This is a genomic window from Sulfurospirillum sp. 1612 (genome assembly GCF_036556685.1).
Taxonomy (GTDB): Bacteria; Campylobacterota; Campylobacteria; order Campylobacterales; family Sulfurospirillaceae; genus JAADIZ01.
In genome coordinates this window covers 2,107,900-2,128,328 of the sequence record NZ_CP140614.1, presented here as the reverse complement: position 1 = coordinate 2,128,328, position 20,429 = coordinate 2,107,900, and the positions used below count along the sequence as shown (strand labels likewise).

The window sequence follows — 20,429 nt, the reverse complement described above, 5'->3', positions numbered from 1 at the left end:
TCGCAAAAAAATCGCAATGATTAAAAAATATTATTGATGAATCTTGTAGCCACTACCGCTTGTATTGGTAATCATCCCCTCTGGAAGTTTCAACCGAAGGCGAAATAAAAGAGAGCGAAGCGCTGCATAACCGGCGGGATAATCATTCCAAACAGCGGTTTCTATCTGTTCAATTGAGGTGACATGCCCGACATTGGCACAGAGCGTATCCATGACTTTTTTCTCACGTTGTGTGAGCGGGATAATCGTCTCTCCATTATAAAGAGATTTTTCTTTTCTATCAAACATATAACCATCTTTGAGCGCGACGAGTTGGGAGGCGTGTGTCGCATCCTTTTTAATTTTTGTTTTTAACGAATCATTGAGATTTTTAATTTTGTTCAATTGATCTTTTTGCGCTTGGTCTTGGCTAAAGCGTTGTAAGGCAATCTCTATATTGCTTTGTAAGTCCGTCGCTTTAAAAGGTTTGACAAGATATCCATAAGGAGAACTCTCTCCTGCTTGAGCGATGGTTTGAAGCTCAGAATTTGCAGTAAGAAAGATGATGGGAATCGCATATTTTTTGTTAATGATTTTGGCAAGTTCAATACCGTTGTCGCCATCTTTTAAAAAAACATCCATTAATATGAGATCAGGAGTAGCTTTCTCTAATAATTCGAGTGCTTTTTTAATATTTGTGGCGATACCTAAGACATCATAACCCAATTCAAAAAGAGTCTCTTTGATATTGAGGGCGATGATACTCTCATCCTCTACTATCATGATAGTACTTTTTTTCATTGTACTGCCTTCCTTGGAAAATAGATATCACAGACAAGGCCATGGTCTAAGCGAAAGGCAACCTCTCCATCTAGCTGCTCTTCTGTTATGGTTTTGATAAGCTGAATACCCAAAGAGTTACTCTCTAAGAGGCTTTGGACATTTTCAATCCCCACGCCATTATCTGCTACACATACATGTATTATCTCATTTTTGAGCTTTAAAGTAATATTAATCACATTATTATTGCGGTTTTTGAAAGCATATTTGATAGAATTGACACATAATTCATGCAAGACCATACCTAAGCGGATTGAAGCATCAGTAGAAAAATGTATGGGCGGAATATCGATATTGAGTGTAATGTTTGCATGGTCTTGGGCATGCAAGGAGATGATATCTGTCAGAAGTCTTTGGATGTAATCATTGAGATTGATATCATCCAGTGTTTTACTTTTATATAAAAATTCATGCACCAATGACATCGTATGGATACGACTGCGACTTTGCTGTAAAATCATACGCATATTGGTATCATTAACACGACGGTATTGCATGCTCAAAAGACTCGAGATAATTTCAAGATTATTTTTGACACGATGATGGACCTCTTTGAGCAGGGTCTCTTTTTCTGCGATGGATTTCGTTAATTCTTCATTTGCCGATTCGATTGCATTTTGATAGTTGCGACGTTCACTAATATCGCGTCCGAAAGCGCAGATGAACTCTTCTCCCTCGTGAGTAAAATAATTAGCAGAGACTTCTATAGGTAGGTTTTTACCATCTTTGCGGGTTTGCATGGTTTCAAATGTTGTATGCTTGACCTCTTTGATTTTTTGTAAAAATTTTTGAGCTTGCAAGGTAGAAAAATTGAGATCCATCTCCCAAAGATTCATGCGAAGTAACTCCTCTTTAGAGTACCCCAACATCCGAGATGCGGCATCATTAACATAATAAAAATGTCCATCAAAAGTGAACCAATACGTCGCATCGGCACTATTGTCAAGGGCAAAGTTAAACAGGCGCAGACTCTCTTTTTCTCTTTTTTCTACCGCTAAATAGGAGGCTTCTGTCTCTTTGATAAGACTGAGCATGTGGCGCAGTAAAAAATAGAGTATTAGTGCCATAACAAGAGTATAGCCGATACCCACTTCAAAGGGAGGAATTTCAACGAGATCTAGATTAATGATACGGTCAAGCAGTATAATGCCCGTACATCCCACAATCGCAAAAATTAAAGAGAATCGGCTCGGGATATATTCGGGATTAAAAATTAATCTATTTAATATTTTGTGCAAAATCATAACAAACCTCGAATTAATTTTACAAATTATACTCTAATTTCTATTAAGTAGAATTTTGCGATTTTTTTGCGATTTATTTTATTTATGATGAAAATATTAAACAAGCATACGGTGCTAAAAATTCATGAAAAGAGGAGATATAAATAATGAAAGAATATAAATTATTTATCAATGGAAAAGACAAAGCATCATCAAATGGAACCATTATTGATGATATTAACCCATCCAATGGTGAACTTTTTGCTCGTGTTCACATGGCCAGTACCCAAGATATAGAAGATGCCATTGAGAGTGCTTATGTCGCCCAAAAGTCATGGGCAGCAACAGCACCTAGAGAAAAAGAGCGTGTGTTGCTCAAAGCTGCGGATATTTTTGAGGCCCGTGCTGATGAAATTAAAACCATTTTGATGCAAGAGAGTGGTTCGGTGATCGCCAAATGTATGTTTGAAATCGGCATGGTTGCTGACATTCTAAGAACTGCAGCAGGTGAGGCTAGACGGGTATCTGGAGAGACCTTTACGTCCAATGACCCGGGCGTGCTCTCTTATAGTATTCGCCGCCCTTTAGGTGTGGTTGCGGGAATTTCACCCTTTAATGCTCCGATGATTTTGAGTACTAAAAAGTTTGCTTTTGCCTTAGCTGCTGGTAATGCCTTTGTGCTCAAACCCTCAAGTCACACTCCCGTTTGTGGTCTTGTTTTTGGTGAAGTATTTCGCGATGCGGGATTGCCTGATGGTGTTTTGAATATCATCCCATGTTCTAGCCAAGATTTAGGTGAAACCTTTCAAACCGATCCACGTATTGCGATGATTACACTCACCGGTTCGACTCGTGTGGGCAAGTTGGTAGCCGCTTCTGCTGCGATGCATATGAAAAAATGTACGGTTGAACTCGGCGGTAAAAGTCCGACAATCGTTTTGGGAGATGCTGATGTAGATTATGCTGTGGATACGGCCGCATTTAGTATTTTTATGCATCAAGGTCAAATTTGTATGGCCGGTTCTAGAATCATTGTAGAAGCCAATATTTATGATGAATTCTGTGAAAAATTTGCAGCCAAAGTCAAAACACTTAAAGTGGGAAATCCAGAAGACCCTACCACTATTATTGGACCATTGATTGAAGAAGCGCAATGTGAATACATCAATGGATTGGTAGATGATGCTGTGGAAAAAGGGGCACATTTACTGGTTGGACGTGAACATGAGGGATGTTTCTATAAGCCAACAGTAGTCTCTGAAATCAAAGATACGATGACGATTTTTCATGAGGAGGCTTTTGGACCAGCTGCTGCTATTATTAAAGCCAGAGACCTTGAGCACGTTTTAGAAATTGCTAATAACTCAAGCTATGGTTTGAGCTCTGCTGTCATTACGGATAATCTTAGTGCCGCCTTGAAGCTCACAGAATCATTAAAAACCGGTATGGTTCATGTCAATGGTCCAACAATTCAAGATGAAGCGCACATTCCTTTTGGTGGCGTTAAAGAGAGTGGCATGGGACGTGAAGGTGGACATTTCTCAATCGAAGAGATGACTGAACTCAAATGGATTACTCTAGAAGGTCACTTAAATCACCAATATCCATTTTGATTGTAATAGCCCTATTATCAGGCGTTTATGACAAATAAGTGGGAAAAAGAGATGGAGATTTCCTCTCTTTTTCGAGGTATCGAGTCTGATACAAATTATGTAAATATTGTGTAAATATTGCACACATAACCAAAATTTTTTCTTATTTTTCTTATTTTTTGAAGCATAGAAAATTTTTTGTGTTAGTATAATCGTACAAGTGTTCGTTATACGAACTTATTGAAAGGTTACTATTGAAAAATTCTGTTCCTTATATGCAAATTCGTGGAGGAAGCTCCAAAGGCATTTATTTTAATAAAGCGGATTTACCCGAAGATATCGAGCAAAGAGATCAAATTATTCTTGATATAGTCGGGCGAGATATCCGTCAAATCGATGGATTAGGTGGCGCCAATCCACTGACGAGTAAAGTGGCCATTATATCTCCTTCGAGCCATCCTGAAGCGGATGTTGATTATTTGTTTGTTCAAGTAGTCGTCGGTGAGAATCGAGTGGATTCCTCCCCTAATTGTGGCAATATTTTAGCTGGTGTGGGTGCTTTTGCCATCGAATCTCAGATGGTGACCGTCACTGGTGACATCACGCATGTTAGGGTCAATATGATTAATAGCCATAATATTTGTGAATTGGTACTACAAACACCGAATAAACAAATTACATATGCGGGTGATGCGAGGATTGATGGCGTGCCGGGGACTTCTGCTCCAATTATCTGTAATTATATGGATATTGAAGGCTCGATTTGTGGCTCACTGTTTCCTAGTGGAAAGCAAACCGATTGGATTCATGATACGGCTGTGACGTGCATTGACAATGGAATGCCTGTGATTCTTATCAAAGCAGCAGATCTTGGAAAAACAGGATATGAGAGTTGCGATGCCCTAAGTAGTGATCCCATCTTTCGACAAAAAATAGAATCCATTCGTTTAAAGGCGGGGGTATTGATGGGATTAGGAGATGTCAGCAACAAAGTGATTCCAAAAGTCAGCATCATTGCAAAAGCGACTAAGAGGGGAGATATTTGTACGCGAACGTTTATTCCGCACAATTGCCACTCGTCCATTGGTGTACTCGGAGCGGTATCCGTAGCCAGTTCTTGTTTGTACGAAGGGACTGTCGCCTATGAGTTTGTCGCTGCTACAAAAGGCAATGATAGAACCATCTCAGTAGAACATCCTAGTGGAGAATTTATAGTCAGATTAGAGAGTGAATACCAAGAGGGTATGCGCGTTATCAAAAAAGCTGGACTATTAAGGACGGCGAGATTATTGAGCAAAGGAGAAGCATTTCTCACAGATGCTACATTAAAAATATTAAATAAGGAAAAAAATTGAAAAAGAAAAGTTGTATGGCCCCGGATAAAAATACGAAACAACCACGATATAAAGCACCGCTTCATGCTTGTGATGCCCATTGTCATGTTTTTGGCCCACACGCAACATTTCCCTATTCGGAAAAAGCGACCTATTGGCCACCAGATGCCCCAAAAGAGGATCTCAAAAAGATGCACGACAAACTGGGTATCAAAAGAGCGGTATTGGTACAAGCGAGTTGTCATGGTACCGATAATCGTGCGATGATTGATGCGATTCAAAGCAGTCATGGGCATTACCGTGGTGTTTGTATCGCAGATGATACCTTTAGTGATGATGATTTTAAATATCTCAATGATAACGGTGTGCGTGGGGTTCGTTTTAACTTTGTTGCGCATCTTGGCGGTGCGCCTGATTTAGAGATGATGGAAAAAGTCATCCGACAGGTGACGCCACTTGGTTGGCATTTAGTTATTCATGTTAATGCTGAGGATATTATCAAATATGCAGACTTCTTTGCAAAATTTGATCTTCCTATTGTGGTGGATCACATGGGGAGAGTCCCTACATCAAAAGGTGTGGGACAAGAAGCGTATCAAATATTATTAGACTTTATGAAAAAAGAAAATTGGTGGGTTAAGATTTGTGGCTCTGAGCGAATTTCTGCTGCTGGTGCGCCTTTTTATGACGCGATTCCTTATGCGCAAGGATTGGTAGCGGTAGCACCAGATCGGATTTTATGGGGGACGGATTATCCTCATCCAAACATCAAAGAGCACATGCCCAATGATGCAGATTTGTTGGATTTGGTTCCGCTAATAGCACCAGATCCAGAACTTCAACAAAAAATTCTTGTGGATAATCCAGCAAGATTATATGGATTTGAGGATTGATCATGATAACAGAAAAAAGTTTGGGAATAGCAGTCAAAAATATCAATAGAGCCGCGCCTGATACGATTGCAAGATTGGAAAGACTCGGTGCGGCAACCGTACATGAAGCACAAAAACGAATCGGACAGCTAAAACCATATTTGCGCCCTATTTATGAGGGTAGCAGAATCGCAGGCAGTGCGGTGACCGTATTGGCACAACCGGGAGATAATTGGATGTTGCATGTTGCTATGGAGCTTTGTCAACCTGGAGATATTTTGGTGGTTGGTGTCACAACAGAATGCAATGATGGTTTCTTTGGAGATTTATTGGCCACTTCTGCCCTCTCAAAAGGGGTGAAAGGTTTGGTGATTGATGGCGGTGTTCGTGATGTGCGTGATCTCAAAGCGATGCAATTTCCAGTGTGGTCAAAAGCGGTGAGCATCAGAGGCACGGTGAAAAATACACTCGGCTCTGTGAACGTACCTATCGTGTGTGGTGGACAGATTATTCATCCGGGTGATGTTGTGGTAGCAGATGATGATGGGATCTGTGTGGTTGCTATCGAAAATGCTGAAGAGACAGCAAAAGCGGGTGAAGCACGCGAAGCCAATGAGGCGATGAAAAGAAAAGAGTTTGAAAAAGGAGTGCTTGGATTGGACATCTACAAAATGCGAGAGCGTCTTAAAGAAGCAGGACTGAAGTATGTTGAGAGATTAGAAGATATCGAAAAAGGAGCATTATCATGATTATAGATTGTCACGGACATTACACAACAGCACCCAAAGAGCTTGGAGAGTATAGAGAACAACAAAAAAGAGAGTTGGCTGTCGATCCATTGGTTGAACATGTGAAGGGGATTATCAATATTACTGATGATCAATTGCGAGAAAGTATCGAAAACAATCAACTAAAATTGCAACGAGATAGAGGTACTGATTTGACACTCTTCTCGCCAAGAGCCAGCTGGATGGGACATCATATTGGTAATATCACCACCAGTAAAAATTGGAGTGAACACTGCAATGAGCTGATTCATAGAATTTCAGATTTGTATCCGAAAAACTTTGTTGGCGTCGCACAACTTCCACAATCTCCAGGATATGGAATTGAAACCAGTGCGGCTGAGTTGGAACGATGTGTCAAAGAATACGGCTTTGTTGGTTGTAATCTCAATCCTGACCCATCTGGTGGATTTTGGAATGATGTGCCACCGCTTGATGATAAATATTGGTATCCGTTGTATGAAAAAATGTGTGAATTACAAGTCCCGGCGATGATTCATGTGAGTGGGTCATGTAATTGTGCGTTTCATTCTACGAGTTCACATTATCTAGGGGCAGATACGACAGCGTTTACGCAACTGATGATGAGCAAAACGATTTTTAAAGAATTTCCAGAACTCAAATTTATCATCCCTCATGGTGGGGGTGCGGTACCGTATCATTGGGGAAGATTTCGAGGCTTTACAGATATGTTGGGCTTGGATGATCTCAATAGCATTATTGAAAATAATATCTACTTTGACACGTGTGTCTATCACCAAGAAGGGATTGATTTACTCGTTGATGTCGTACCGACAGAGCAAATTTTATTTGCCTCAGAGATGATTGGTGCGGTGCGAGGGATTGACCCACAAACGGGGCATTATTTTGATGATACCAAACGATATATCGATGGTGCCAAAATCAGTGATGCCAAAAAACAGATGATTTTTGAAGACAATATTCGTAAAGTTTTCCCACGTATTAATCAGCATATTGAAAACAATAAGTAACAGGAGACCCCTATGAAGAAAGATTATCATGATATCCCCGGCACCTATGTATTTGATATTGAGCAAGCACAAAAAGGGTATGCGCTCAATAAGTTTTGTGAAACACTCAACCGAGCAGAAGGTAGAGAACAATTTTTGAACAATGAAGCAGCCTACCTGGACACTTTTGATATGAGCGAAGCACAAAAAGATGCGATCAAAAAGCGTGATATCAATAAACTTTTAGAATTAGGCGGCAATATTTATTATGTTTTTAAAATCGCTGCGGTATTAGGACACTCGATGCAATCAGCCGGAGGAATGCAAGCCGTTCCGCGGATGAGCGAAGCAGAATTTAGACAGATGATGATTGATGGTGGACGTCCGATTGAGGGCAATAGAAGTAAAAAGGAAAATGAAAATGGCTAAGATTATTGGAGGGATCGGGACCTCGCATATCCCGACAGTAGGGCATGTTATGGATAGTGGTACGATGGTGGGGGATTATTGGGAACCGTTTATCAATGGCATTCAACCCGCACGCCAATGGATTAAAAAGAACAAACCCGATGTGTGCATTGTCGTCTATAATGATCATGGGTCAAATTTTTCTTTAAAAGACGTGATTCCATTTGGTATCGGTATGGCCGATAAGTTTTTGCCAGCGGATGAAGGTTACGGGAGAAGAAACGTGCCGACGTGTTATGGGCATCAGGCTTTATCAGCACATATTGCGGAGTCTTTGATTTTTGATGAATTTGATATTGTCATGTCAAATGAATTAGACGTCGATCACGGGCTTACCGTGCCACTTTCTATTTTATACGATCAACCAAGCGAGTGGCCTTGCAAAGTCATCCCACTTTATGTGGGCGTGGTCCAGTATCCGCAACCAACAGGAAATCGATGTTATAACTTAGGAAAAGCCATCCGAAAAGCGGTGGATTCTTTTCCTGAAGATATCACAGTAGCCATTTTAGGAACCGGGGGATTGTCCCATCAACTTCAAGGCCCAAGAGCAGGTCTTATCAATCAAGATTATGATCAAAAATGGCTCACAGGTTTGGTCAATGATCCTTTGACTACCAAAGATATCTCCCATACTGAATTGATACGAGAGACCGGATCTGAGGGAATTGAAGCGATTATGTGGCTTGTCATGAGAGGGGCGATGGATGATAAAGTAAATGAGGTGTATCGATTTATGCATGCACCGGTTTCAAATACAAACTATTCACTTATTATATTAGAAAATCAAAATAAAGGAGGCAAATAATGAAAATATGTTTAGTCGGTAATGGTGCTTTTGGAAAAAAACACCTTCAAGCTATATCACAAATTGAAGATGCAGAGGTAGTCTGTGTTGTAGGTGCACGAGAAGCAAGTACAAAAAAAACAGCAGAAGAATTTGGTGTCAAAGAGTGGACGACTTCGTTAGAAGAAGCACTTAAAAAAGATTTTGAAGCCGTTATTATCGCCTCTCCGACACAAATTCATGCCAGTCAGGCAATCGCGTGTATGCGTGCAGGAAAACATGTCATGATAGAAATTCCGATGGCCGATACTTTGCGGGACGCTCAAGCGATTGTGGATGTCCAAAAAGAGACGGGACTGGTAGCAATGGCTGGACACACAAGGCGTTTTAATCCCTCACATCAATGGATTCACAATAAAATCAAAGCAGGGGAATTAAATATCCAACAAATGGATGTACAAACGTACTTTTTTAGAAGAACCAATACCAATGCACTCGGTGAAGCACGAAGTTGGACGGATCATCTATTGTGGCATCACGCATGCCATACGGTTGATTTATTTGCGTATCAAACCGGTGAAGAAATCGTACAAGTTCAAGCCATGCAAGGACCGATTCATCCAGAACTCGGTATTGCATTGGATATGAGTATCGGACTCAAAAGCGCTTCAGGAGCCATTTGTACGCTGTCGTTATCGTTTAACAATGATGGCCCTTTTGGAACATTTTTCCGTTATATCTGTGACAATGGAACCTATCTAGCGCGCTATGATGATTTGTATGATGGAAGAGAAAATCAAATCGATGTCTCAAAGGTCGCGGTTTCTATGAATGGCATCGAGTTGCAAGATCGAGAATTTATAGCCGCCATCAAAGAGAAAAGAGAACCCAATGCAAGCGTAGCACAAGCGTTATCTGCGATGAAGATTTTAGATGCGCTTGAAAATAAACTAGCCCAAGGTGTTTCGTAAGTCACTTTTTATACTCAAAAAATCAGGAGAGTAATATGAAAAATAGTATTTTTATCAAAGGCGCATCCCTTGCGCTTGGTTGTATCATGATGACCGGGACGCTTTTCGCAAAAGAGAAGCCTATCACATTGGTTGTGTCAGATTTTATGCCAGGAGGTTCAGCTACCAATAAAGATTTGATTATGCCATGGGCCAAAGCGATTGAAAAAGCATCAAAAGGGAGAATCAAAATCAGACTTTTCCCTTCGATGACACTTGGTGGCAAGCCAGGGGAACTCTACACTCAAGTGCGAGATGGAACTGCAGATATTGTGTGGACCCTAGCAGGATACACCCCGGGCGTATTTCCAAGAACAGAAGTTTATGAATTACCAACAGTACACCGTGGTGATGCGTTAGCGACAACTTTGGCGATTAGAAAAAACTTTGATTTAATCAAAGCAGATTATAAAGCCGTTCATCCACTCCTTGTTTATGTAGCCGCTGGTAATTCCATCCATACTGTTGATAAAAAAATTACATCAGTAGCAGATCTCAAAGGTCTCAAGATGCGAACACCATCACGAACGGGTGCTTGGTATATCTCTGATTTAGGTGGCGTTCCGGTTGGAATGCCATTGCCAGCCTTACCTCAAGCACTCTCAAAACACGCACTAGATGGTGCTTTTGTTCCTTTTGAGGTTTTTCCTGATTATAAATTATATCAGTTGACAAAATATTCAACACTCGGACCTAAAAATGAGCGATTTGGAACTTCAGTATTTTTGTTTCTCATGAACAAAGATAAGTACAACTCTCTTCCAAAAGATTTGCAAAAAATCATTGATGATGCCTCTGGAGAAGCATTTGCCAAACGTGCAGGACAAATCTGGATGGATGTCGAAAAACCGGGCATAAAATTGCAGCGAGAATCCAAAGGTGGCGCAGTGATTAATTTAACGCCTGAGGCAATGAAGGAATTTGATGCAGTGGGACAAAAAGTCGTCGATCGATGGATTAAAGAAGCAGATGGCAAAGGCATCGATGGTAAAAAACTAGTCGATAGTGCACGCAAAGCGATTAAAGAATTTAGTAAATAAAAGGTGGGTATTGTGGAGAATCAACTAAGAAAATTATGCCTGTGGTGGGTTTACTTAGCGGGGATATTATTGCTGATTATTATCCTCACGACCGTGATAGATATTAGCGCATCAGGTATCGATAGAATCGTGAGAAATTACGGTTATAGTGTCGAAGGTTTACCAGGATATGAAGATTTGGTACGCTTGCTGGTGAGCTCAATTGCGCTGATGTTCTTCCCCTGGACGCAACTGGAGCGCGGGCATATTTCTGTTGAGTTTTTCACAGATAGTCTCTCCACAAAATGGCTCATGATACTAGACAAAATATGGTTAAGTTTGACATTTTGCTTGGTGATATTTTTGATGATCATGATGTATTTTGGAATGCTAGAATCCAAAGGTGACAATGCACTCTCACGAATCTTAGGATGGGAGGAATGGCGCTTTTATATTCCTGGGTTGATATCACTATTTCTTTGGGCTTTAGTGCTCATTTACCAAATATTATTTGAGAAAAGAGGACACGTTCATGCTTGATACTGAAATCATTGGATTGGTAGGACTTGGCGTCTTTTTTATCCTTTTAGCCCTTCGTGCCCCTGTTGCCTTAGCGATGATAGTGACGGGAGTTGGGGGGACGTATGCGCTCTCTTTGGCTGAGTCGTATATTCGGTTTATTCCCTATATCAAGCAATTTAAAAGTCTTTTATGGGCCAATGTTGCTAATTATGATTTATCGGTCATTCCTCTGTTTATCTTGATGGGGTATCTTGCGAGTCATACGCAATTGGCCAAAGATTTGTTTCAAGGGATGAATGTGCTGTTTGGTAAATTCAAAGGCGGTGTTGCGGTGACGGCTATTGGGGCGTGTGCGGGGTTTGGAGCGGTGTCTGGTTCTTCTCTTGCCACGGCTTCCACGATGGGAAAAATCGCACTCCCAGAGCTGGATCGTTTGGGGTATTCTCCCCGCCTTGCGACAGGAACACTAGCAGCTGGTGGCACACTGGGAATCTTGATTCCTCCTTCTATCGCATTGATTGTTTATGCGACAGTCGTGCAAGCCTCTATTATTGAGATGTTTCAAGCTGCATTGTTACCGGGGATTATTGCTATTTTATTTTTTACCTTGGCTATCATCATCCAAGTAAAATTAAAACCAGCATTAGCGCCACTGCCAAAACCTTTGAGCAAGCAAGAGCGCAACAAAGCTTTGATTCGATTGATTCCGGTTGTTATGGTGTTTGGTACGATTATCTTAGGCTTAGGCTTGGGATTGTTTACCCCAACTCCTGCTGCTGCAGCTGGCGTATTTATCATTTTGGGATACGGTCTTTTTTTAAGAACGCGAGGCAAAGGAGAGGGATTAACGCTCAAAAGATTAAAAGATAGTGTGGTGCAAACCGCGAGTGCGAGTGCGATGATTTATTTTATATTATTTGGTGCTGAGGTGCTGAAAGGTTTTTTTAGCCGTTCGGGTCTTCCTCAAGCGATGGCAGATATGGCGATGCATGCACAGATTAATCCATGGCTTATCCTCATCGGGATTTTGATTATGTTTATTATCTTCGGATTTTTTATGGAATCTTTGGCGATGATTTTGGTCTTTATTCCTTTTATTTGGCCCGTTTTAGTGAGCCTTAATGGTGGCGAATATGTGAGTGCCGATAGTGCGACATTTGGGTTGAATTTGAGTGATTTAAAGATTTGGTTTGGCATTCTCTCTTTGATTGTAGTGGAATTAGGATTGATAACCCCTCCGGTGGGCTTGAATGTCTTTATCATCTCACAGATTTCAAAAAAAGTACCAATGGCAGAGACGTTTAAAGGGGTCATGCCATTTTTTGGAGCAGAAATTTTGAGGATTACTATCTTGCTCTTAGCGCCCACGCTGGTGCTCATTATCCCAAGATGGTTAGCCGGCTGATGCAACATTATTTATCACAATGGACACGATATAAAAAAAGAAAAGGACGATCATGCAATTTCATCTAAATGGCTTCCATGCAGGAAGTCCTGAGATTTTTACACCCGCAAAAGGACGTGAGGGTATCCAAGGTGCCGTGCCAGAAAAATTGGATGTTTTGATTATTGGTAGTGGCCCAGCAGGGCTGACACTAGCAGCACAACTGGCTGCTTATCCGCAAATTCAGACGCGAATTGTAGAGCAAAAAGAGGGCCCTATGGTGTTAGGACAAGCCGATGGTGTCTCCTGTCGTTCGATGGAAATGTTCAAGGCATTTGGATTTGCTGAGGATGTTTTGAAAGAGGGATATTGGGTCAATGAGACAAATTTTTGGAAACCAGATACCAAAAACAGTTCTCATATCGTCCGTGATGCACGGGTTCAAGATGTCAAAGATGGTCTCTCCGAGATGCCGCATATTATTTTGAATCAAGCACGTGTTCATGATAAATATCTTGAGGTGATGCGTCATTCTCCTTCTCGACTGGAAGTGGATTATCAACATCGGTTGATGGATTTAAAAATCGAACCTGATGAAGCCTATCCGGTTGCTGTGAGATTAGCATGTGGGGATGAGGTAAAAACCGTGCGTGCACGCTATGTCGTGGGTTGTGATGGTGCTCGTAGTCTGGTGCGCAATGCGATTGGTCGAGAATTAAAGGGAGATTATGCCAATCAAGCATGGGGTGTTATGGATGTTTTACCGGTGACAAATTTTCCAGATATTCGTTTCAAATGTATTATCAAGTCTGCTTCCCATGGCAATATTTTATTGATTCCACGTGAAGGCGGACATATGGTACGTATGTATGTTGAGCTTGATAAGATTAATACCCGAGGCGAAAGCAAGAAAGTGACCTTAGAGAAACTCATTGCTACGGCTCAAAATATCTTCCATCCTTATACTTTTGAAGCCAAAGAAGTATCATGGTGGTCGGTTTATGAAGTGGGTCATAGTGTCACGGATAAATTTGATGATGTGCCACATGATGAACAAAACAGACGTTTGCCGCATGTATTTATCGCAGGAGATGCCTGTCACACGCACAGTGCAAAAGCAGGTCAAGGGATGAATGTATCAATGGGTGATACCTTTAATCTCGGATGGAAACTGGCCTCAGTGCTGATGGGGCAAAGTGATGCGTCATTGTTGCATACGTATTCTGCAGAGCGCCAAGCGGTGGCGCAAGGTTTGATTGATTATGATCATAAATGGTCTCGTGTCATGGGCGCTTCTATAAAAGAAGAAGCCATGAGCGTCAAAGATCATTTTATTCAAGGTGGGGTTTTCACAGCAGGCTTATCAGTACAATATACCCCTTCAATATTGACAGCAGAAGCGACATGGCAAAGTCTGGCTCGTGGATTTGAGATTGGGAAACGGTTTCACTCCGCTCCTGTTATTCGCTTGGCTGATGGCAAACGCATCCATCTTGGTGATACGATTAAAGCAGATACTAGATGGCGATTGTATGCATTTTCCGGTCATGAAAATCCAGCCAATTCCAATAGTGCCATCACGAAATTATGTGAATTTTTAGAGAAATCACCCAAGTCACCTATCGTGAAATATACTCAAAAAAATGAAGATATTGATGCGGTTATAAGCCTCTATGGTGTGTTCCAACAGCATCATCATGATATAGATTTTGAAGCCATGCCCCCTTTATTAAAACCTTCCATTGGGCGCTATGGTCTTAAAGATTATGAAAAGATGTATGCCCCTGATTTCAAAAATGGTGATGATATCTTTGAGATGCGAGGCATTGATCGCAAGAGAGGATGTTTGGTGATTGTGCGGCCTGACCAATATGTGGCACATGTTGTGCCCTTGAATGCGTATGAGGAATTAGAGCGATTCTTCTCAAAAATATTAATAAAAAAATAAAAAGGAGACAACATGTCAAATACAAAAACAATGAAGACTAGAAAAACACAGGTGGTGATTATTGGTGCGGGTCCTTCGGGACTTTTATTGGGACAATTACTAGCCAAACAGGGAATTGAAAATATCATCTTAGAGCGCGTGAGTGGTGAGTATGTCCTGGGGCGTATTCGAGCAGGTGTGTTAGAGCAAGGGTTTGCTAACCTTGTCAGAGAAGCAGGCGTGGCGCATAACATGGATACCAAAGGGGAAGTGCACGAAGGCGTTGAAATTGCTTTTAATGATGAGCGCATTAAAGTAAATCTCAAAGAGCTTACCGGAGGCGATACGGTGGTGATTTATGGACAAGTCGATATCACGCGTGATCTGATGGAAGCGAGAAGTGCTGCGGGTTTGGAGAGTGTTTATGAAGTCTCCAATACACAGCCTCATGATGTCACAGGGGAACACCCTTATGTGACCTATGAAAAAGATGGGAAAACGTTTAAAATAGAGTGTGATTATATCGCAGGCTGTGATGGATTTCATGGGGTGAGTCGACAAACAATTCCTAAAGAAAAACGTGTTGAGTATGAAAAAGTCTATCCATTTGGATGGTTAGGACTATTGAGTGAGACCCCTCCGGTTAATGATGAGTTGATTTATTGTAAGAGCGATCGTGGTTTTGCATTGGCGAGCCTTCGCTCACAAGTCTTATCACGATATTATCTCCAAGTGCCACTCAGTGATACCGTGGAAGATTGGTCTGATGAAGCGTTTTGGGAGGAATTAAAGAAACGATTACCAAAAAGTGCTGCTGAAAAACTCATAACGGGTCCAAGTATTGAAAAAAGTATCGTACCTTTGCGTTCTTTTATCTGTGAACCGTTACAATACGGGAAATTGTTTTTAGTGGGTGATGCTGGACATATTGTACCACCAACAGGAGCAAAGGGTTTGAATCTTGCTGCATCAGATGTAGCGGCATTGTATGAAATTTTGACAAAGGTCTATAAGGAAAACAATACCGAATGCATCGCACAATATTCTGAGATCTGTCTCAGACGTATTTGGAATGGGGTGAGATTTTCTTGGTGGATGACCAATATGTTGCATGATTTCCAAACAACGAAATCAGCTTTTGATACACGTATAGCAACTTCTGAAGCACGATACTACTTGAGCTCAGAAGCAGGTAAAAAAGTGATAGCAGAGCAATATGCGGGATTGCCTTATGAAAAAGTAAAATAGATAAGCGTGAAATAAAATTGGATAAAAATGAGTAACATGTATCGATTTAACCCCTTGAGGGGGAAAAATATCTCCATAAATCAAGGGGTACTGCTGATGTTAATCTCATCAGTATGCCTGGCTTTGATGAGTGCGTTTGTCAAGATGGTCTCAAAAGATTTGCCTACGATTGAGATTGTATTTTTTAGAAATATATTGGGGGTTCTGGTTATCAGTCTCTCTTTTGTCAAAAAACCGATGCGCCATGTTGGAGGAAAACCGTGGCTCCTATTTTTCAGAGGAGCCATCGGACTCATTGCTATGTTGTCTTATTTTTATAATATTACCCACATTCCTTTGGTAGATGCGGTGACGTACTCTAGGACATCGCCATTATTTACAGCACTTTTTGCCTTTTTGTTGTTACACGAGAAGATTGGTTTTAAAGGGCTTTTGGCAATGTTGCTCGGTTTTATCGGTATGTTACTGGTGATGCAACCGGGTGGAGAGATTCATAAAAGTTATATTTTTGGACTCTTAAATGCGGTCTGTGCGGCTTTGGCATTTACGAGTATTCGAGAATTAAAACGCTACTATGATACGCGTGCTATCGTTTTGAGTTTTATGGGTATTGGCTTGTTGGTTCCGATTTTTTCGATGATTGTTTCTCACTTTTATGTTAGTGAAACTTTTGATTTTATTATGGGTGATTTTATTATGCCTCAGGGCATTCAGTGGTTTTATTTAGCAGGAATTGGTACTTTTGCTTCCATTTCACAAATTTACATGACACGAGCTTATGGTGCGGCTAATGCCGTCATCGTAGGAGCGACTGGATATTCTGTCATTTTGTTCTCGCTGTTAATTGGATTAGTCTTAGGAGACAATTTACCCAATATTATTGGTATAATAGGCATTGTATTTATTATTTTAGGTGGTATTATTATCGCTAAAGAAAAAAATTAAAAAGTAGTATCCATGCAAAAACAGACAGAAAATAAAGAAATCGTCGGGACCTTAATCAAAGGCTTGAATGTCATCAAAGCTTTTGACAGTCAGCACCAATCTATGACATTGAGTGAGGTTGCAAAAACTCTCGATATCACGCGCGCGAGTGCGAGACGATTATTGCTCACGCTTGAGTCATTAGGATATGTGCAACAACGCCACAATCAATTTTCATTGACTCCTAAAATCATCGAGTTGGGGTTTAGCTATTTTGCGTCACGTCCTTGGACAGATTTAGCGTATGAGAATATGAAAACTGTCTCCCAACAATGCAAAATCTCTTGTTCGACTTCTGTGTTGGATGGTGATTATATTATCTGTATTGCCAGAGTTCCTGCGACACAGATTATTCATGAAGAGATTCATGTCGGCTCACGATTGCCCACGGCTTACTCATCGACAGGACGTGTTTTCATGACACACATGCCTGATGAAGAATTACGAGCATTTATCGATACGTTGCCACTAAAGGCATTTACGAAAAATAGCATTGTAGATCCAAATCTTTTGTTTGAAAAAATGAAGGCAGAACGTGCACAATCTTATCAAATGGTCGTCGAAGAGTTAGAAGAGGGGATGTTGTCGATGGCGGTTCCGATTTATGGAAGAAATCAAGAGTTAAAAGGTGCGATGAATGTGGGGACTCATACGGGCTTAAATAGCCCAGAGACACTCATCAAAAATGTTTTGCCAATATTGCAGCGTGCCGCTATGGAGACTACCAAAGCCATCAAAGCCTTGCGATATTAAAAGTAGATGGTGGAGTATAGCGGGTTCGAACCGCTGACCCCGACGCTGCCAGCGTCGTGCTCTCCCAGCTGAGCTAATACCCCATCATGTAATCAAATATTGATACAGAGACTCTTTATTTGGATGCGGAGACTCTTGCAATAAATTTTCGCCGCAAATTATATCATATTTTTTTCCATTTTCAGTTTTAGAAAAACTTAAAACGGCTTGTAATGCCAATTTTTTATCGTTTTCGCTTGCATCTGCTCTTAAAAGTGCGGAAGGTCCGGGTATATCTTGTGCTTTGATAAACAGGTATTTATCATTTTTGATATTTTCGATTCTTTTGTTCTCCGCCTCGTCCCTGCCGATGATTAATTTTGCATTATCGGGCAATCTTAATTGTCTTCCATTTTTCAATACATCAATATCAGCAACTTGAAGGGTGTCAAATTTGATAAAATCACGCATTTTTTTTGCAAAATTGATATCCGTCAAAAGACAGCCTCCTCCAGGCTTTTCAAAGTCTTCCCAGCCAAAACTCTCTGCAAGGGCTAGTTGTCTCTCTCGACTTCTTCCACTGATGTCAAAGAGTTTTTCACGATCTACCCAACCTTCTAATTCTGGTTTGGTTGGCTCCATTAATTTTGCACACAAAGGTCTTAATATCAGATTTTCTTCATCACCTGAGAGTTTTGTCACCGATTTGATAGCATTAGAACGTTGGCTCATAGGACGTTGTCCTAGTACTTCACCCGTGATTAAAAAGGATGCGTCGTAGGTTTTAAGTAAGCTTTTGGCTGTTTTAAACATAAATCCATGACAATCAATACACGGATTAAAATTTTTACCGTATCCGTATTTTGGTGAAAAGAGTATTTCTTTGAGATAGGTTTCTCGCACATCAATCACTGCAAAATCAGCCCCTGCAATTTTTGCTCTTCGCCTCATTGTCTCACTGACATCGGTTTTGGAGCCAAATCCTATGTTGATATTGAGTGCCATCACTTCAATGCCTTGTAAACTCATCAATTTGATGGCTAGCATACTGTCTAAACCACCGCTAAAAAGTGCTAAACATTTCATCTAATTATCCTCTTCATACGCTACTAACTCGCCTTTTTTTAATTTAAATATTTTTTCTTGAATCGATCGAATATGAAACTGTTTTTCTTTATAATTTAAGAGTTTGTCATGTTTAATATGGTGTAATTTTTCACTATAAAATCGAATCAAAAATGTAATCATAGCAGAAAAAAGATCATTTTCCTCATAGATTTTGATGTCATCCCAGAGCATAATGCGTCTGAGCCTTGCATCATCGAGTTTATTTTCTAACAAAAGTTTAAATTCGGTATGGTGTGTTTTGAACATCACAATATCGATGGTATCTAAGAGGGTATCAATCAGTGTGGGTTTGTGTAAAATTGTTTTGATAATGGTCAATTCCAAAAAGTCCTCAAAGGATTCTCTCTTGTCACGATGGGTTTGGTTGCGTTTGAGTTTGATTAAATTTTGAGGAAGATTGAGTGCGCCGCTTAAAACACCGCGATAACTCTCTTGTTGTGCCAAAGGGATACTTTGGAGGTATTGTGTGCCTTCATGGAGTGCTTTTTCTTTTTCAATGGGATCATTGAGATCGTACTTTTTGACAATGCGTTCAATGGCAAATTCGACAAAAGGTTGGGCTTGAGAAAAGAGTTTGGTTAGTTTGTCAATTTGATTGTTCTTCACCATGTCTGCTGGGTCTAATCCCCCACCAAAAAGAATCACACCCCCTTTAAAAGAGTGGCGACTGAGTAACATCGACGCTTTGAGTGCCGCATTGATTCCCGCATCATCGCCATCATAAGCAAGAATGACTTCAGGCTCCAATTTTGCGATTAAGGGAAGATGCTCTTCTGTAAGCGCGGTACCAAGAGTTGCAACAGCATTGTCAAAACCTGCTTGATGCAGCATCACCACATCCAAGTAGCCTTCTGTAATGATAATTTTTTTGTTTTTGAAAATACTGTCTTTTGCAAAATAATAGCCATATAAAAGTCGCGATTTATTGAAATATTTGGTTTGTGGCGAGTTGATATATTTGGCAGGATGATTTGAGATTGTGCGTCCTCCAAATCCTACAATCATGCCATTTTTAGAGCGAATCGGAAACATGACGCGGTCAACAAATCTACAATATGCTTGCCCACTGCCATTTTGAGAATAATCAGCCACCCCATACTCTTTAGCCTCATCGATACTATGATTGTAATTTTTTAAAAAGTTTAGCGTCTCAAAGGAACTTCCCGCAAAGCCAAGTTCAAATTTTTCCATGATGGATTCTTTGATGCCACGTTGTGTGATATAGGCTTTGGCCTGGTTGTTTTTATCAAGATTTTGCCTGAAAAACATGGTGAGATTTTGCATCAATTTACTGTTATGGGTGACGTGATTTTCATTGGTATAGGTGAGTGAAAAATTGTACATGGTGGCAAGTTTTTCTATCGCTTCAGGGTAGTTGAGCTTTTCATATTCCATGACGAATTTGATCGCATCCCCTCCTGCCTGACAGCTAAAACAGTGGTATATCTGCTTTGAAGGACTGATGACGAGGCTGGGGTTGGAGTCGTTATGAAACGGACAGATACATTTGAAATTGGCTCCGTTTTTTTTCAATTCCAAATAACTACCGACGACATCGACAATGTCAAGTCTTTGTTTTAAATTTTCTATTGATTGGTTGTCTATCATAAGCAAATTATAGCAT

19 protein-coding genes and 1 tRNA gene are annotated in these 20,429 nt (G+C 40.6%); 15 read left to right on the top strand and 5 right to left on the bottom strand.

What is annotated here, in order from left to right; all coding sequences use genetic code 11:
- Window positions 1-30 precede the first annotated feature (30 nt).
- Both SFB89_RS10760 and SFB89_RS10755 read right to left on the bottom strand, forming a co-directional pair.
- Complete coding sequence (locus SFB89_RS10760) at window positions 31-780, bottom strand: response regulator (protein ID WP_331774691.1); 750 nt, start codon at window positions 778-780, stop codon at window positions 31-33.
- Window positions 777-2,063, bottom strand: coding sequence for a sensor histidine kinase (locus tag SFB89_RS10755; RefSeq protein ID WP_331774690.1), 1,287 nt, complete (start codon window positions 2,061-2,063; stop codon window positions 777-779). The genes SFB89_RS10760 and SFB89_RS10755 overlap by 4 nt, the downstream gene beginning before the upstream one ends.
- Window positions 2,064-2,209: 146 nt before the next feature.
- Here SFB89_RS10755 and SFB89_RS10750 point away from each other — a divergent pair, with 146 nt between their 5' ends.
- The 15 genes from SFB89_RS10750 to SFB89_RS10680 all read left to right on the top strand — a co-directional run bounded on the left by SFB89_RS10750 (window position 2,210) and on the right by SFB89_RS10680 (window position 17,698).
- Window positions 2,210-3,655, top strand: coding sequence for an aldehyde dehydrogenase family protein (locus SFB89_RS10750; RefSeq protein WP_331774689.1), 1,446 nt, complete (start codon window positions 2,210-2,212; stop codon window positions 3,653-3,655).
- A 233-nt stretch (window positions 3,656-3,888) separates the two neighbouring features.
- The gene (locus tag SFB89_RS10745; protein WP_331774688.1) at window positions 3,889-4,989 is read left to right on the top strand and encodes a 4-oxalomesaconate tautomerase; all 1,101 of its coding nucleotides are present in this window, start codon (window positions 3,889-3,891) and stop codon (window positions 4,987-4,989) included.
- Window positions 4,986-5,861 carry an amidohydrolase family protein gene (locus SFB89_RS10740; protein ID WP_331774687.1) on the top strand — a complete coding sequence of 292 codons (876 nt, stop codon included), beginning with the start codon at window positions 4,986-4,988 and terminating at the stop codon, window positions 5,859-5,861. The genes SFB89_RS10745 and SFB89_RS10740 overlap by 4 nt, the downstream gene beginning before the upstream one ends.
- A gap of 2 nt (window positions 5,862-5,863) precedes the next feature.
- Window positions 5,864-6,589, top strand: coding sequence for a 4-carboxy-4-hydroxy-2-oxoadipate aldolase/oxaloacetate decarboxylase (locus tag SFB89_RS10735; RefSeq protein ID WP_331774686.1), 726 nt, complete (start codon window positions 5,864-5,866; stop codon window positions 6,587-6,589).
- Window positions 6,586-7,617 carry an amidohydrolase family protein gene (locus SFB89_RS10730; RefSeq protein WP_331774685.1) on the top strand — a complete coding sequence of 344 codons (1,032 nt, stop codon included), beginning with the start codon at window positions 6,586-6,588 and terminating at the stop codon, window positions 7,615-7,617. The genes SFB89_RS10735 and SFB89_RS10730 overlap by 4 nt, the downstream gene beginning before the upstream one ends.
- Window positions 7,618-7,629: 12 nt before the next feature.
- Window positions 7,630-8,025: a protocatechuate 4,5-dioxygenase subunit alpha gene (gene ligA / locus SFB89_RS10725; protein ID WP_331774684.1), complete on the top strand. Its 396-nt coding sequence runs from the start codon at window positions 7,630-7,632 to the stop codon at window positions 8,023-8,025.
- Window positions 8,018-8,872 carry a class III extradiol dioxygenase subunit beta gene (locus SFB89_RS10720; RefSeq protein WP_331774683.1) on the top strand — a complete coding sequence of 285 codons (855 nt, stop codon included), beginning with the start codon at window positions 8,018-8,020 and terminating at the stop codon, window positions 8,870-8,872. The genes ligA and SFB89_RS10720 overlap by 8 nt, the downstream gene beginning before the upstream one ends.
- On the top strand, window positions 8,872-9,822 hold the full coding sequence (locus tag SFB89_RS10715; RefSeq protein ID WP_331774682.1) for a Gfo/Idh/MocA family oxidoreductase: 951 nt from the start codon (window positions 8,872-8,874) through the stop codon (window positions 9,820-9,822). Before SFB89_RS10720 ends, SFB89_RS10715 begins: the two co-directional genes overlap by 1 nt.
- A gap of 35 nt (window positions 9,823-9,857) precedes the next feature.
- A complete protein-coding gene (locus SFB89_RS10710) occupies window positions 9,858-10,901 on the top strand; it encodes a TRAP transporter substrate-binding protein (protein ID WP_331774681.1) in 1,044 nt (347 codons plus the stop codon).
- 12 nt (window positions 10,902-10,913) lie between these two features.
- Window positions 10,914-11,420: a TRAP transporter small permease gene (locus SFB89_RS10705; protein WP_331774680.1), complete on the top strand. Its 507-nt coding sequence runs from the start codon at window positions 10,914-10,916 to the stop codon at window positions 11,418-11,420.
- Window positions 11,413-12,807, top strand: coding sequence for a TRAP transporter large permease (locus tag SFB89_RS10700; RefSeq protein ID WP_331774679.1), 1,395 nt, complete (start codon window positions 11,413-11,415; stop codon window positions 12,805-12,807). The genes SFB89_RS10705 and SFB89_RS10700 overlap by 8 nt, the downstream gene beginning before the upstream one ends.
- Window positions 12,808-12,859: 52 nt before the next feature.
- Window positions 12,860-14,734 carry an FAD-binding monooxygenase gene (locus SFB89_RS10695; RefSeq protein WP_331774678.1) on the top strand — a complete coding sequence of 625 codons (1,875 nt, stop codon included), beginning with the start codon at window positions 12,860-12,862 and terminating at the stop codon, window positions 14,732-14,734.
- Window positions 14,735-14,746: 12 nt separating this feature from the next.
- Entirely contained in the window at window positions 14,747-15,961 is a 1,215-nt protein-coding gene (pobA, locus tag SFB89_RS10690; RefSeq protein WP_331774677.1) for a 4-hydroxybenzoate 3-monooxygenase, read from the top strand.
- Window positions 15,962-16,057: 96 nt separating this feature from the next.
- A complete protein-coding gene (locus SFB89_RS10685) occupies window positions 16,058-16,906 on the top strand; it encodes a DMT family transporter (RefSeq protein ID WP_331774676.1) in 849 nt (282 codons plus the stop codon).
- Between the two features lie 12 nt (window positions 16,907-16,918).
- Window positions 16,919-17,698, top strand: coding sequence for an IclR family transcriptional regulator domain-containing protein (locus SFB89_RS10680; protein ID WP_331774675.1), 780 nt, complete (start codon window positions 16,919-16,921; stop codon window positions 17,696-17,698).
- A gap of 7 nt (window positions 17,699-17,705) precedes the next feature.
- Here the strand turns inward: SFB89_RS10680 and SFB89_RS10675 are convergent.
- From SFB89_RS10675 to dnaG, 3 genes are all read right to left on the bottom strand, one after another.
- A tRNA-Ala gene (locus tag SFB89_RS10675) sits at window positions 17,706-17,781 on the bottom strand.
- A gap of 1 nt (window position 17,782) precedes the next feature.
- On the bottom strand, window positions 17,783-18,763 hold the full coding sequence (locus tag SFB89_RS10670; RefSeq protein WP_331774674.1) for an argininosuccinate synthase domain-containing protein: 981 nt from the start codon (window positions 18,761-18,763) through the stop codon (window positions 17,783-17,785).
- Window positions 18,764-20,413 (bottom strand): DNA primase, encoded by a 1,650-nt coding sequence (dnaG, locus tag SFB89_RS10665; protein WP_331776083.1) that lies wholly within the window; start codon window positions 20,411-20,413, stop codon window positions 18,764-18,766.
- Window positions 20,414-20,429: the final 16 nt, after the last annotated feature.